This window comes from Phascolarctobacterium faecium DSM 14760 (genome assembly GCF_003269275.1).
Lineage (GTDB): Bacteria > Bacillota > Negativicutes > Acidaminococcales > Acidaminococcaceae > Phascolarctobacterium > Phascolarctobacterium faecium.
In genome coordinates, this window is sequence record NZ_QLTS01000001.1 from 302,376 (window position 1) to 317,383 (window position 15,008).

Genomic DNA, 15,008 nt, shown 5'->3' on the forward strand with positions numbered 1-15,008 from the left:
GAAATTTATTTATGATAGCCTGGCGGCAGCAGTCTGTCCAGCCATTCCATCAGGTCTTCTTTTTTGTCCAGCTTATTGCCGAGGAAGAACCCGGCAGTAATACATATGAGCAGAAAAATCGTCTGCAGAAAGCCTAAGATCAAAAACATTACGCCGATAAACAGACCAAATATAGACCCCAGCAGCCGGCCACGGTAATTCTTCCAAAGATCACTGAAAATTTCGTTAAGCATGCCGTCTACCTCCTCAGCCTTTCGCTTTGATCTGCTTGAAGAACAGATCTATGTCCTTGATCTCCATACCCAAGACCTTTTTGATCGTATCACGTACATTATATTTAATTTCATCTGTAGTTTCAGGAATATTTATACCAGGCTCTATCGACGCATTGATGCGAATGCTGATATGTTCTTCGCCCATTTTTGCCTCGACCTTAACGCCATAAACACCATAAACCTCTTTAGCGATCTCCGCTACATAATCTTCAATAGCGCTTTTACCGACAGATACTTTACCGGAATCGGCACTGCTGATCGTCAGCGAAGTCATTCCAGTCGCGCCAATACCTGCAATAAGCAGGCGGATACTTACCAGCAGAATGATGATCCCGCCCACCGCATACTCCCAGTTGCCGGGAATAGTAGCAAAGAAAGCAGTGATAGCAGTCTGGCCGATAACGCCCAAGCTGCAAAGCACTACCAAAACGGCCACTACTGCCATCAAAAAAGTGTATAAAGTTAAAATTATTCTATCAGGTATTCCCAAAATAACTCACTCCTCACCAAAGAAATTTTCATGGGCGGCGTCCATTTTTTCCAGGCTCTCTTCCAATTCGCTCTTGGGTCGGCGCGCCACGCCCTGTATATGCACATCGACGAATTTGACTTCATAACCGGTCATGTTCTCGATTGCTTCTTTAACCTTTTCCTGTATTTCCAAAGCTATTTCAGGGATACATGAACCATATTCAACATTAACATAAACTGCGGCTGTCACAACATGCCCATCGACGGTGATCCATACACCCTTGGCAAAACTTTTCTTACCTAAAAATTCATTCAGGCCTTCGGCAAAACTGCCGCTCATACCAATAACACCGTTGACTTCCTGCGCAGCCAGGCCTGCAACGATACTGATTACTTCGTCGGCAACTTTCACATCACCGATTTCGTCAGGCAGCTGTTCTTCTGCCTCAGCTGCATCGTCTGCATTCACAAACTCCCCTGTACCGGTTTCCAATTCTTTATCTTCAGAATCTGATTTCAACTACCATGCCACCTCCTGTCTGTGCGGCAACAGAATATACTTACCCTATTTTGCTTTTAATTATACCATAACTACTACGTGAATACTATGTATAAATGCATAAAAAAACAGCGGCGAAAGTAAATTCACCGCTGTTTAAACAGTCGCTTTTAATTATGCACGTTCGATATATTCGCCAGTTCTGGTATCGATACGAAGAACATCGCCTTCGTTGATGAACAGAGGAACTTTTACAACATAACCGGTATCCATTTTAGCCGGTTTGCTGCCGCCGGTAGCGGTATCGCCGCGGATGCCGGGATCGGTTTCAACTACGGTCAGTTCAACAGTATTCGGCAGGTCAACACCGAGAATACGGCCTTCGTAAACCATGATTTTAACATCCATATTTTCTTTCAGGAAGTTCAAAGCATTACCCAACTGCTCTTTTGTCAATTCGGTCTGCTCATAGTTTTCGTTATCCATAAAAACATATTGTCCGTCAGATTCATATAAATATTGCATTTCACGACGGTCAACACGTGCTTTCGGCAGACGTTCGCCTGCATTAAAGGTACGTTCAACAACAGAACCAGTACACATGTTACGCATTTTAGCGCGGACAAAAGCTGCACCCTTACCAGGTTTTACATGCTGGAACTCAACGACTTGCCAGGCATCGCCGTCAATAGTAACAGTCACATTAGTTTTAAATTCGTTAGTAGAAATCATAAATAGTCCTCCTATATAAAAAATTAAACAATTTCCATCAGCTGTTTTTTAACCCCGGTCAGCACTTTTGCGCCTTCGTCGGTCAACACAACCGTGTCTTCTATACGTACACCGCCCTTGCCGGGGATGTAAATACCAGGTTCAACAGTAAATGTCATACCGGGCTGCAAAATTACATTCTGACCGCGTTTGTTGATATTCGGCATTTCATGGATCTCAAGACCGATACCATGTCCCAGCCCATGCACATAGTTTTCGCCATACCCCCGGGAAGTTATATAATCCCTGACAACAGCGTCCAGCTCTGCACCGGTAATACCGGGTTTAGCATTTTTCAAACCGCGCCACTGGGCTTCTTCAACAATGGTATAAATTTCTTTATGCCATGAGTTGGCCATTCCCAAGACAACGGTACGGGTCATATCAGAATGATAGCCGTCATAAACGGCACCGAAATCAAAAGTAATAAAGTCGCCGATCTCCACTTCTTTATCGGAAGCGATACCATGCGGCAGCGCAGAACGTTCACCCGAAGCTACGATAGTTTCAAAAGCGAGTTTTTCTGCTCCCAGGCTGCGCATATAGTATTCCAGACGGCCAGCCAGAGTTTTTTCAGTCATGCCGGGCTGTAATTCATCCAGCAACCGTAAATACGCCTCGTCGGCAATTTTTACAGCGCGCCACATCAATTCCAGCTCGCGTTTATCTTTGACCATACGGATATATTTCAGGTCAATGACCTTCAGTTCTTTGCCGCATAGAAGCTCCTGCAAAGTATTGAAGTCATTATAAGTGAAATAATCGCCGTCAAAACCAACTGTTTTAGCATCCTGCGCCAATTCGGCAACTGTATGCCAGATGTTTTCCGCATATTCGACGATATGGCAGCATTTGGCTTCTGCCCTTGCTTGATACAAGTATCTGCCATCAGTGACAAGGACAGCCCGACGGTCATCGGCATAAAGAATGCTCGAATCACCTCTGAAGCCGGTCAAATAGCGAATTGTATTAACGTCTTTAATAACGACGCAATCCAAATGTTCTTTTTCCAGAAAATCAAAGATTTTACCGATACGCGGCATAAATCCTTACCTCACTTTTTTTATAAAATAATACGATACCCAAATATTTTATCACACTTTTGACAATTTGCCTACAAAGCTTCATTAAAACTTTCAAGAATTTCTACTGAAAACGGCATATTTTCAACAATTTCTAAAACATCATTATAGGTATCAGGCGTACCACGCAAAAGAATGATGCCTTCCTGATGATCAATCGTGCTGACTAAGGCCAGATGCTCATAGCCCTCCATGATCCAGTTTACGTCTGCTATACGCTCAGGCGCCACCTTCGCGTAGATGGTACTTCGGTCTTCTAACATATTACCTTCCTCCGCAGCAGCGAATCAGGCATCAAAGCCCTGTCGCTGACGATAGAAAATTTTTGTTGAGCATGCGGTGCACAGTCGATACTTTCTCCGTCTGCATTACGCATATCCTCTAAAGTTAGCGGGAACAGTTCCCCGTCCGGCATCAGCAGTTCCAATACCTCGCCGTTTTTCACATTGTTGCGCTGTTCAATATAAGCGCGTTTAGCGTCAGCATCATATGCAAGCACGATACCGACAAAATCATGTGTCTGTTCATAACTGGAGGTCGTATAGACCTGTCCGTCACTGCCTGGTTTGCCAAAAGCAAACCCTTTCGTATACGGCCGGTGAGAAACTTTTTCCAACTCCTGACGCCATTCATCCGTGACCTGATATTTTTTGGGATCGTTACAGTAAGCGTCGATCGCTTTACGGTATACGCTGACCACAGTCGCTACATAATGGATACTTTTCATACGCCCTTCGATTTTCAGGCTGCAAATGCCCCCCTCTATCAAATCAGGAATATGATCGATCAGACACAGATCTTTTGAATTCATTACATAAGTACCGCGTTCATCCTCTTCAATATCAAAGCCTTCATCAGGACGGTTCTTTTCGATAAGGCTGTATTCCCAGCGGCAGGCCTGCGCACAGGCACCACGGTTGCCGTCGCGTCCAGTCAGATAACTGCTGAGCAGACAGCGGCCGGAATATGAGATACACATTGCTCCATGCACAAAGGCTTCCAGCTCAACATCAGTCCTTGCACCGATTTCCCGGATTTCCTCCAGTGACAGCTCGCGTGCCAGCACGACACGTTCAGCTCCCAGTGCCTTCCATGCCTGCACTGCTGCCCAGTTACTTGTATTAGCCTGCGTACTTACATGCAGCGGCATTTCAGGTACAGTCTGACGTGCCACGTTCCAAACACCCAGATCAGAAATAAGCAAAGCGTCAACTCCGGCCTGCTGCAATTCCAGCAGATAGTCCGGCAGTCTGGCCAAATCTTCGTTATGGGCAAAAATATTAACCGTCACATAGACCTTTTTGCCAAGTCCGTGCGCGTAAGCAGCCGCTTCTGCAATTTCTTCAATACTGAAATTATTGGCAAAAGCCCGCAGCCCAAACATCTTACCACCCAAATAAACGGCATCAGCGCCATAACGCAAAGCTATTTTACATTTTTCCATATTTCCTGCCGGCGCCAAAAGCTCCGGCTTATTTTTCATTCTCGTCATATTACTTCCTTATTGTGGTCCATGAATATCTTCGATTGCCTTCAAATGCTCGGCATAAGTTTTCGTAAAACGGTGATGTCCGTCTTTTTCAGCAACAAAGTATAAATACTCCGTTTTTTCAGGATTTAAAACAGCCTTGATCGCACTCATCCCAGGACTGGAAATCGGTCCCGGCGGCAAACCTGGATTTTGATAAGTGTTATAAGGGTTTTGGATCCTGGTATCTGCAATTGTAATTTCTTCTTTTTGAGTCCCCAAAATATACTGAATAGTAGTATCTGACTGAATCGGCATATAAATCTCTAAGCGACGCAGAAAAACTCCGGCAATGCGCGGCTGTTCTTCTTTAAAAACAGCTTCCATCTCTACCAGGGCTGCCATATTTACCAGATCTCTGATCGACATTTTCTGTTTTTCTGCTTCTTCCGGAATATTTTCTTTGTTCATCTGCGTATTGAATTCCTTGACCATCATGGCCAGCATATCTTTTTCATTCATACCGATGTCAAACATATAGGTAGAGGGAAAAATAAATCCTTCCGCCTTATAAATAACATTAGGATCACTGGTTTCCATATAGGGATATGGAGTATAATTACGCGCGGCTTCGATGAACTTTTCAGCAGAACCAAGACCTTCAGCCTCAATTTTTTTCGCAGTTTTAACTACGGTAAAGCCTTCTGGAACCGTAAACCTCACCCGCTGCACCTGTCCCTTTGACAGAACTTCAACGATCTCACTGTTAGACATCCCGGCTGTTATTTCATAACGCCCGGCCTGCAGATCGCGTTCCAATCCACGGAATTTGGCTTCCAGTCGAAACGCTTCCGGAGTTTTCACCAATTTCTGCTTATGCAGAAGATTTGCGATATCCGCAGTAGTCATCCCCGGCTCAACCGTAATCAGATACGGGCTTCCAGTCGCCAGATCTTTATTGCTGCCAGTGTAGTTCAATACCCAGTAAGCACCTACTACAACTACCAGAAAGATGCCTAAAAAAAATGGCAGTACCTTCCTCATTTTTCCATTCCCTTCACACCAGAGATAATAAAGCTCAAAAAGTGCCGGACAGTATGTCCGGCACTAGTAGTTGTTATTCTTCGTCCCAGTCTTCCATGAGTTTTTCGTAAGCAGCTTTTACTTCATCAAACTCTTCGTCTGTAGGAGCTAAATAAACTTCTTCGCCGTTTTCATCAAACTCAATACGGGCGATAATCACATTTTCTTCTTCGTCTTCCTCATGTTCATGGCAGTGACAATCTTCATCTTCACATTCGCAGTCTTCCAAATTGATCTGCGCTAAAATAGCGAAATTTTTCTTGCCTACAGGTACTACCATTTCTTCACGAAAATATAATTCGTTGCCTTCATCGTCAGTAATAACTACGATTTGTTCTTCTTCCATAGCTTCCATATTTTCTTTATTTTCTGTTTGGTCCATTACGACACCTCGTTTCTAAATTATATACATTTTATATCATTTACAGTAATGCTGTCAATTTATCATTTTTCACCAAGCTGTGCAGCTAAAAAACCTTTATCCAGATCAAATCCAAGCTTACCGTTATCTTTAACTATGATATTAGTATCAAAGCTGCCGACAGCGGTAGCGATCTTGATATTGGAAAAAGCAAATTTTCCCTGCTGTCTGGTGATCGAACCTTTGATGGAACGGAACGGCAGCATCATGTACTTGCCTTCCTCGATGCGGAAGCTGCCCGCACCTGTGGCACTGCCTGCATCAGCAGTTCCTATCGCCAGCATTTTAAATGACAGCGGACCGTCGACCTGCGTTTCCGTAACTACGGAGCTGTCGAGGTCTATACCCTGTACTTCCAGTTTGAAGTCTTTGGTTTTAGTATCAATCTGACCATTGACATTGACCTGACCAGCATAAACATTACCAATAGCATCACCGATATTAAGCTTTCCGTCTTTATACAGAAACTTGCCGCTGAGCGCAGTAATATAAAGCGGATCGTAGGCCAGCTTATCAAGTCCGAAGGTGCCTTCAGCCTCAGGTTTGTCGATAGTACCCTTGACCTTACCCAAAGCGGTAACAGCATCCTTCAAGCCCAGGCCCGGACTCAAAGCTTCTATCACAAAGCTCGGCGCATTAACAGTCAAAGCATATGTCTGTTTTGCCTCCGGCTTTTCAGCATAATAAACATTGCCGTCTATGATCACCGTCTGTCCGGCAACCTCCAGATTCAGTCCGGCAAACTTCAAAGCCTCGGTATCAGCCGAAAACTTGCCGCTGCCTTTCGTTACAGGATAATTGATCAAAGAACCTTTCAAACCGTCGATCGTACCGTCGATATTCAAAGTCCATTTATCATCGGCTTTATCAGCCCTGATTTTTACGTCAGGCAGATTGCCTTCAGTGATCACCACATCAGCAGCCTGCGGCAAAACATTCAGGATATTCTGCAGCGGCATTTTCTTTACCTCTGCCACAACTGCCGTCGTGCTTGAATCATTTTGGATGTCAGCGATAATATCGCTTTTACCATCTTTAACACGCAGACCGTATTTGATTTTTGGATATTGTTTAAAATTTCCCTGGAACTGTACTTTATCAAAATCCAGCGGCTTGTTCTCCAGCAGCAGATTCACCTTCGCGTCCTTGATTTCCATCAAACCGCGGAACTGCGTTGCTGCAGCCGCCTTTTTTACAGTCAGCAGCTCATTGTTCTTCTGCTCTTCTTCAACCTGAAAATTGATATAATTGACAATGTTCAAACCGTCTTTTTTATTATAAGACACAAAAAAACTGGGCTTATCGATCACCACATCACCAACAGAAGCTCCGGTACCGCCTTTCAGCAAAGCGTCAAATAAATTGACAGATACCGTAGCCAGAGGTATTTCGGCAATCGTTTTGCCATCCGGCCCTACCCAGACGACATTTTTGAAAATAACATCACCCGACCAGTTAGCCTGAATTTCTTCAGCTTTTAAAGTCCCCTGCAGCGCAGTCTGCTCTGCCAGAAGCTTTTTAGTGAGCTCTTCGGCAGCACGGCCTCCGAACTGGAACAGCAGCACGAAAGCAACCAGAACCAGCGCAACAAAGCCGATAAATATTTTTTTCGCCATACTTTCATTCCGTCCTTTTACTTTGTGGACTATCCAGATAATTTTGCAGAATCACCACAGCCGCCATCATGTCAATAACTTTTTTGCGTTTGCTGCGGCGCAGGTCGGCATCTATCAAAACTTTTTCAGCGGCAACTGTCGAAAGACGCTCGTCCCATAAGACGATTTTAAGCTGCGGGAACATTTCGCCGATCACTCTGGCAAAATCCTCGCAGCTCTGCGCACGTTCGCCTACACTGCCGTTCATATTCTTAGGATAACCTACCACCATCGTATCTACTTCATATTCAGCGATAAGCTCGCCGATACGCTGCAGATCACGTTCTTCACTGGTACGACGGATTGTTTCCACCCCGTTGGCGATCATCCCCATCAGATCACTGGCGGCTACGCCGATAGTCCGCGTGCCGACATCCAGAGACATACTTCTCATGTAAGCAGCTCTCCCCGTCTTATTTTGTGTTTTTTTCCAAATATTTTACTACCAGTTCTTCAATAAGCTCATAACGTTCAAAACGACGCAGCTTCGTGCGTGCGTCATCATGACTGGTAATATATGTAGGATCGCCGCTGAGCAGATAACCTACGAGCTGGTCAATAGGATTATAGCCTTTTTCTTCCAGCGCTTTGCACACCTCGCTGATTGTTTGCGAGACGTCTTTATTTTCATTGTTGCGCTTAAACATCATTGTTTCCTGCGATACCTGAGTCATCGTTGATCCCTCCTTGATACAAAATTCCCTTGTTGAACAACCGTTTGATATAGATACATTACTATTGTAGCATACCTTGAGACAAAAAAATATAAAATAACTGTGAACTTGTATAAATAAAGGCCGAGAATACTCTCGGCCTTTAAGTTTTTTTGCACAATTTATTATTTTACCTGTGTTTCGATAACGCCCCAGGCTGCTTCCAACGCTTCACCTAATTTAGAAGCATCTTTACCGCCTGCCTGTGCCATATCAGGACGTCCGCCGCCGCCGCCGCCGCAGATCCTGGCAACCTCTTTGACAATGTTGCCGGCATGGATACCTTTAGCGACAGCATCTTTCGTAGCCATAGTCAGAATACTGATCTTGCCGTCGGCAAATACTGAAGCCAGCACAACGACGCCGCCGACCTTATCACGCATCTGGTCACCCAGATTACGCAGTGCTTCGATATCATCGACACTGACCTGCTGCACTAAAGCTTTGATACCTTTGATGTCGCGAATCTGACTGTCAACGTCACTGACCTGAGCTTTAGCGATCTTATCGGCCAGCTCGGCAGCTTTTTGCTCAACAGCTTTCAGTTCGCCCTGCAGAGCTGTCAAACGTGCAGGCACATCAGTTACACGGCATTTCAAGCTTGCAGCCAGGCCTTTTACCATAGCTTCCATTTCGTTGACATGAGCCACAGCACCATGCCCTGTCACAGCTTCGATACGGCGAACGCCAGCACCGGTGCTGGACTCGGAAATTATTTTAAACATACCGATCTGAGCGGTATTAGTCACATGAACGCCGCCGCAGAATTCCATAGAGAAACCCGGTACAGTAACGACACGCACGATATCGCCATATTTTTCGCCAAACAGCGCCATCGCACCACGTTTTTTAGCTTCTTCAATCGGCAGTTCTTCAATGGTCACACCCTTGGCTGCCAAAATCTCTTCATTAACAATAGCTTCGACGCGGCTCAGTTCTTCTTCTGTTACCGGCGAGAAATGCGAAAAGTCGAAACGCAGACGGTCCGGACCTACATAACTGCCTGCCTGATTGACATGACCGCCTAAGACAGATTTCAAAGCTGCGTGCAGCAAATGCGTTGCCGTATGATTACGGGCAATATCGCTTTTGCGGCAGCTGTTTACTTCGTAAGTTACCGCATCTCCCACATTGACTGTACCTTCAACTACACGCCCAATCTGGATCGTAGCGCCGTCCGGCAGTTTTTTGGTATTTTCAACTTCAATCACACCTGTAGGAGCAGTGATACGGCCCAAATCACCTAACTGGCCGCCGCCTTCAGCATGAAAGGCAGTAACGTCAAGAATAACGGCAACGTCTTTACCATCTTCTGCATTTTCGATCGGCTGTGCGTCATGCGCAGGGTACAGCATAACGATTTTACCTGTATCTGCAGCTTCATCAACCTTTAAGGAAGCAATATCAATACCGCGGGTATTATAAATAACCGGACGGCCTGCTTTATCATCACGGGCTTCACGCGCCATTTTACGCTGAACCTCCAGCGCAGCGTCAAAACCAGCTTTATCCATCGTCATTCCGTTTTCTTCCAAGATTTCAGCAGTCAGTTCCCACGGAAAGCCAAAGGTATCGTTCAGTTTAAAAGCTGTAGCTCCATCCAGTATCGTAGCGCCTGCCGCCTCTAATTTAGCTATCTCGTCACTCAGCAGTTCACTGCCCTGACGCAGAGTACGCAGGAAGCTTGTTTCTTCCATTTCGATAACTTTTTGGATATATTCGCGTTTTTCGACCAGGTTTGGATAAACATGACCGTACATTTCAATAACCACATCCACAGCACCGGCCAAAAACATTTTGTCGATGCCGATCAAACGTCCGTGACGTACAGCACGGCGCAGAATGCGACGTAAAACATAACCGCGGCCTTCATTGGAAGGCAGGATACCGTCGGCGATCATAAAAGTCATACTGCGGGCATGGTCGGCAATTACCTTCAAAGAAATATCGGTTTTTCTTTCTCTGCCATATTCTACAACCGCTACTTCAGATGCATATTCAATGATCGGGAAAATCAGATCCGTTTCAAAATTAGACGGTTTGCCCTGCAGCACGGAAGCCAAACGTTCGAGACCGGCACCGGTATCAATATTTTTGTTAGCCAGCGGCGTATAAGTACCATCTTCATTTTGATTATATTGAGTGAATACCAGATTCCAGATTTCCAGGAAACGGTCACAATCGCAGCCTACAGCACAAGTCGGTTTGCCGCAGCCGCGTTCTTCACCCAGATCGACATGAATCTCGGAGCAGGGACCGCAGGGGCCGCTGCCGATCTCCCAAAAATTCTCTTCCAACCGTACGATGCGTTCTTCAGGCAATCCAACGACATTATGCCAGATATCAAAAGCTTCATCATCTTCGGTATGGATAGTAATCCACAGCTTATCAGCAGGAATCCCCAACTCTTTGGTAACAAATTCCCAGCTCCAGGGAATGATCTCTTTTTTAAAATAATCGCCGAAAGAGAAATTACCAAGCATTTCAAAATAAGTATGGTGGCGGGCAGTACGGCCGACATTCTCAATATCGCCTGTACGCACGCATTTTTGGCAGGTCGCAATACGAGGAGAAGGCGGTTTCATTTTACCTGTAAAAAAAGGTTTGAAAGGAGCCATACCGGCGCCAATCAAAAGCAGCGTCGGATCATCCTGAGGAATGAGTGACGCGCTGGGCAGGATCAAATGTCCTCTATCTTCGAAGAATTTTAAAAATTTCTCACGAATTTCATTACCAGTCATGTACTTCATAATCGTTTTATCGCTCCTTTAAAGTCGAAACATCATAATAAAAAATTATATAAAAATTAACGGCTAAAGTCAATTAAACTGACAAAGTATACACTATTTTCCTGACACTAAACTTTTATTTATATAAAAAAGCCGTAAGCAAAAACTTACGGCTCCACGCCAAGTATTTCAGGAGGACACCCAAAACTTTCGGCACTATCAATTATAGATATGTTTTTACACAAAGTCAATATTCTTTTTCATTTTTCTCGTTTAATGTAATTTTCTGTTTTTGGTTATTGTGAAAACAGCCTGGCTATTTTTCCCCGGTAATTCGGATTATTTCCGTTACCCAGCGAGCGCAGTCGTACAAATCACACTCACGCAGGCACTCTTCTGTAGTATGTACCTTGTTCATACCTGTAGCTAGAAGTACGCAGGGCAAACCATAGCCGCAGAGGAAATTGCCGTCACTGCAGCCACCTGTTTTCGTCAGTTCAAAAGGCAGCTGCAGATTATCGGCTGCCTGCTTAGCCAGCAATACCGCCGTATGGTCTTCCGCTACATGAACAGCAGGACAGCCTTCTACCGGATCAACCTCTAAAATACCGCCGCCGGCTTCAACCACTTCTCTGATACACCTGATCGTTTCATTCTTCAGCCGCTCCAGCTTATCAGGGTCCATACAGCGCATATCGATCACGAATTTAGCCTGCTCCGCAACGATGTTTGTTGCAGCACCGCCTTCGATCTGTCCTATATTTAATGTAGTTTCTTCATCAAGACGTCCGTAAGCAGGCAGCGCCGTCAAAGCTTTCGCCGCCAGCATAATGGCATTGATACCTTTTTCAGGCTCGATACCTGCATGAGCCGACTTACCTTTGACTGTAAAATAAATATCGAACAGCCGCGGCGCAGAGTTCGTAACGATACCGGGCGCACCACCGATATCCAGGCAATAACCGAGATCAGCCCTGATATCCTTCGGGTCAAGATTGACCACTCCCAGACAACCGATCTCTTCGGCAATCGTAAAACACAGCTGGATATCGCCATGCGGGATATTCTGCTCCTGCACGGCCCGCACTGCTTCCAGCACAGCCGCTATACCAACTTTATCATCACCGCCTAAAGTAGTAGTTCCGTCAGAATAAAGGACTCCGTCCCTGCGCACGACCTTCGTTCCCGTTGTCGGCGGCACTGAATCCATATGTGCTTCAAAAAACAGTCCGGCTGCACCCTCTACATTGCCCGGTAAAAATGCCCACACATTGCCTGTTGTCCCGCCGATCTTCCTGCCGGCATCGTCCACCTTTACTTCCAGTCCCATTGCCTGCAGCTTCTGTACCAGCAGATCGGCTTCGGCCTTTTCGTCCTTACTAGGACAGGGCACACTGACCAGTTCTATAAATTCATTTAAAATACGTGTTTTATTAATCATCATTATTACCTCACAATTTACAGGATATTATCTATTATAGCACCGACCTGCTCCGGCAGCTACTTTTATAAATTGCCAAATAAAAAAGAGCAGGGAATCTATCCTTGCTCCTGATCAAGATATTTTTTTATGATATCTGCGGCTTCTTCCGGCATAATATCATTACATAAGTCAGTGTCATTCAAAATCGCCTGCAGGCTTCTGCTCTGCTGATAATCAAAATACTGCCATTTTAAACTGCGGCTGCTCCACATTTCCAAACCTTCTTTTAAATCACCATAACGCAGTAGAAAGAACCATTTATGATCACGGGAAGTTACTTTTTTATAAAACATATTCTCCCTCCGTTCCCCTCTGTCCTTATTATAGCACAAGAGTACCCCCCCACAAGACATACAAGAACTTTTTATCTTCGCCTGACGCAACGTTTTTGCTCAAACGTTTTGATAATCGTCCAGTTCCCAAAAATATCTCCTTTATCTGATAAATAGCTTGGCAAATAACAAAAATGTGGTACAATAATAGCGATAAATCCCGCAGACCGGACCGCTCACTCTTTTCATCCTGGCCGATACTGCAGAAGGAGCAAAAAATGAATCGTAAAGAAAAATTCAAACAGGCTAATCGGGAAGCAAATGCCACCTGGTTAGCCCTTCTTATTGTCATCTTCTTTTGGTGCGTCGCAGGCTTTGGTCTTGCTGACGTTAAGGTAGAATTTTTCCAGACGCCCCTGTGGGTCTGGGCAGGCTGCATCGGCACCTGGCTGTTTGCCATCGTCGTTTCTGTAGTTCTTGCCAATTGCATCTTTAAAGATATGGACTTGGACGACAAGGAGGATGAAATCAATGGGTAATTTCTTCCACCTCTGGCCTGTTCTTTTATTCCTTGCCTTTATGCTTGGCGTCAGCTTTTGGGTGCAGCGAGCTTCCCGCGGCGACCGCCAGCAGAACTTTGCTAAAGATTATTTTATCGGCGGCCGCAGTCTGGGCGGTTTTGTCCTGGCTATGACTACCGTTGCAACCTACAGCTCAGTCAGCACCTTTGTCGGTGGTCCCGGTATGGCCTGGGCCATCGGTTATGGCTGGCTTTATATGGCGATCGTACAAGTCGTAGTCATCTTCCTCGTTTTAGGTATTTTCGGCAAAAAGATCGCTATGGTTTCACGCAAAATTGACGCTGTTACAGTAGTCGATGTTATCCGCAGCCGCTATCAATCCGATTTGCTTGCCAATATTTCCGCGCTGGTGATCGTTGCCTTCTTCTGTGCGACGATGGTCGCCCAGTTCGTGGGAGCTGCCAAGCTCTTTGAAGCTGTTACAGGCTTCTCCTATGTCACTGGACTGACATTATTTGGCCTGATCGTTGTCTTTTATACTACTGTTGGCGGCTTCAAAGGCGTTGCCATTACTGACGCTATCTGTGCCGTCGCTATGATCATCGGCCTTTTTATCCTGTTCTTCTCAATGCTGGAAACAGGAGGCGGTTATGAAAAAATCATGACCCATATCCAAACCAATCATCCCGATATGCTGGAACCGCTTTCCCGCGGCAAAATGCCGATCTCGCTCTATATCAGCCAGTGGCTGCTTGTTGGTGTCTGTACACTGGCACTACCGCAATCAGTAGTCCGCGGCATCAGTTACAAAAACACCAAAGCCCTGCATAACGCTATGATTATCGGCACCGTCGTTATCGGCGCCATGACTCTGATCGCTACCTGGATCGGCGTCCTTTCCAAGGGCGTGCTTACCGATACCCTGCAGGCTTACGGCGGCAGCGTCGATAACATCACCCCGCTTACTATCATTGGTACCATGGACCCTTTCTGGGCCGGCATCACCATCATCGGTCCTATCGCAGCAACTATTTCTACCGTGTCTTCCCTGCTGCTGGCCTCCTCTTCCGCTATCATCAAAGACGTATATATGCACGAATGCTCCAAACGCCATAAAACAGTTTCCAATAATACGATACGTCTGTTCAGCATGGGTGCTACCGTTATCCTTGGCCTTGGAGTTTACTTTATTGCCATTGCCCCGCCCAGCGTTATCTGGAAAATAAATATGTTCGCTTTCGGAGGCCTGGAAACAGCATTCTTCTGGGTCCTGATCTTCGGGCTGTTCTGGAAAAAAGCCAACCGCACCGGCGCCGTTTTCGCTATGGCTGGTGGCGTACTCGCCTACTGCACTACTATGGCGCTGCAAATCAAATTCTTTGATCTGCACCAGATAGTTATCGGCATCGGAGCTTCGTTGATTTTCTTCCTTATCGGCAACGCCCTTGGCAAAGAACACGACGAACATATTCTGCGTATTTTCTTTCCCGAAAAGTATAGCGATTAAAAATGTTATAAAAAAGCTTCGCAGCATAAAATTACCCGCTGCGAAGCTTTTTTTGTAT

At 45.5% G+C, this 15,008-nt stretch carries 17 protein-coding genes; 2 read left to right on the forward strand and 15 right to left on the reverse strand.

The window, feature by feature from the left end; genetic code table 11:
- Positions 1–5 precede the first annotated feature (5 nt).
- The 15 genes from C8D73_RS01415 to C8D73_RS01485 form a co-directional block, all read right to left on the reverse strand.
- Entirely contained in the window at positions 6–233 is a 228-nt protein-coding gene (locus C8D73_RS01415; RefSeq protein WP_021718305.1) for a DUF2273 domain-containing protein, read from the reverse strand.
- 13 nt (positions 234–246) lie between these two features.
- Positions 247–765 carry an alkaline shock response membrane anchor protein AmaP gene (gene amaP / locus C8D73_RS01420; protein ID WP_021718304.1) on the reverse strand — a complete coding sequence of 173 codons (519 nt, stop codon included), beginning with the start codon at positions 763–765 and terminating at the stop codon, positions 247–249.
- Between the two features lie 6 nt (positions 766–771).
- Complete coding sequence (locus tag C8D73_RS01425) at positions 772–1,266, reverse strand: Asp23/Gls24 family envelope stress response protein (protein WP_211305759.1); 495 nt, start codon at positions 1,264–1,266, stop codon at positions 772–774.
- A 153-nt stretch (positions 1,267–1,419) separates the two neighbouring features.
- Positions 1,420–1,977: an elongation factor P gene (gene efp, locus C8D73_RS01430; RefSeq protein WP_021718302.1), complete on the reverse strand. Its 558-nt coding sequence runs from the start codon at positions 1,975–1,977 to the stop codon at positions 1,420–1,422.
- A 23-nt stretch (positions 1,978–2,000) separates the two neighbouring features.
- On the reverse strand, positions 2,001–3,059 hold the full coding sequence (locus C8D73_RS01435) for a M24 family metallopeptidase (RefSeq protein ID WP_021718301.1): 1,059 nt from the start codon (positions 3,057–3,059) through the stop codon (positions 2,001–2,003).
- Positions 3,060–3,130: 71 nt separating this feature from the next.
- On the reverse strand, positions 3,131–3,361 hold the full coding sequence (locus C8D73_RS01440) for a DUF4911 domain-containing protein (RefSeq protein ID WP_021718300.1): 231 nt from the start codon (positions 3,359–3,361) through the stop codon (positions 3,131–3,133).
- Positions 3,355–4,581, reverse strand: a complete 1,227-nt coding sequence (locus tag C8D73_RS01445; protein WP_170123162.1) for a U32 family peptidase C-terminal domain-containing protein — start codon at positions 4,579–4,581, stop codon at positions 3,355–3,357. Before C8D73_RS01445 ends, C8D73_RS01440 begins: the two co-directional genes overlap by 7 nt.
- Positions 4,582–4,599: 18 nt before the next feature.
- Complete coding sequence (mltG, locus tag C8D73_RS01450) at positions 4,600–5,610, reverse strand: endolytic transglycosylase MltG (RefSeq protein WP_021718298.1); 1,011 nt, start codon at positions 5,608–5,610, stop codon at positions 4,600–4,602.
- A 73-nt stretch (positions 5,611–5,683) separates the two neighbouring features.
- Entirely contained in the window at positions 5,684–6,031 is a 348-nt protein-coding gene (locus C8D73_RS01455; RefSeq protein WP_021718297.1) for a DUF1292 domain-containing protein, read from the reverse strand.
- Positions 6,032–6,093: 62 nt separating this feature from the next.
- Positions 6,094–7,686, reverse strand: coding sequence for an AsmA family protein (locus C8D73_RS01460; RefSeq protein WP_113077090.1), 1,593 nt, complete (start codon positions 7,684–7,686; stop codon positions 6,094–6,096).
- A 4-nt stretch (positions 7,687–7,690) separates the two neighbouring features.
- Positions 7,691–8,119 (reverse strand): Holliday junction resolvase RuvX, encoded by a 429-nt coding sequence (ruvX, locus tag C8D73_RS01465; protein ID WP_113077091.1) that lies wholly within the window; start codon positions 8,117–8,119, stop codon positions 7,691–7,693.
- 19 nt (positions 8,120–8,138) lie between these two features.
- Complete coding sequence (locus C8D73_RS01470) at positions 8,139–8,399, reverse strand: IreB family regulatory phosphoprotein (RefSeq protein WP_021718294.1); 261 nt, start codon at positions 8,397–8,399, stop codon at positions 8,139–8,141.
- Between the two features lie 164 nt (positions 8,400–8,563).
- Entirely contained in the window at positions 8,564–11,188 is a 2,625-nt protein-coding gene (alaS, locus tag C8D73_RS01475) for an alanine--tRNA ligase (RefSeq protein ID WP_113077092.1), read from the reverse strand.
- 295 nt (positions 11,189–11,483) lie between these two features.
- On the reverse strand, positions 11,484–12,611 hold the full coding sequence (locus C8D73_RS01480) for a M20/M25/M40 family metallo-hydrolase (protein WP_113077093.1): 1,128 nt from the start codon (positions 12,609–12,611) through the stop codon (positions 11,484–11,486).
- Between the two features lie 95 nt (positions 12,612–12,706).
- The gene (locus C8D73_RS01485; protein WP_021718291.1) at positions 12,707–12,943 is read right to left on the reverse strand and encodes a hypothetical protein; all 237 of its coding nucleotides are present in this window, start codon (positions 12,941–12,943) and stop codon (positions 12,707–12,709) included.
- A 257-nt stretch (positions 12,944–13,200) separates the two neighbouring features.
- Here C8D73_RS01485 and C8D73_RS01490 point away from each other — a divergent pair, with 257 nt between their 5' ends.
- Complete coding sequence (locus C8D73_RS01490) at positions 13,201–13,461, forward strand: YhdT family protein (RefSeq protein WP_113077094.1); 261 nt, start codon at positions 13,201–13,203, stop codon at positions 13,459–13,461.
- Positions 13,454–14,950, forward strand: a complete 1,497-nt coding sequence (panF, locus tag C8D73_RS01495) for a sodium/pantothenate symporter (RefSeq protein ID WP_021718289.1) — start codon at positions 13,454–13,456, stop codon at positions 14,948–14,950. Before C8D73_RS01490 ends, panF begins: the two co-directional genes overlap by 8 nt.
- The last annotated feature ends 58 nt before the right edge of the window (positions 14,951–15,008 follow it).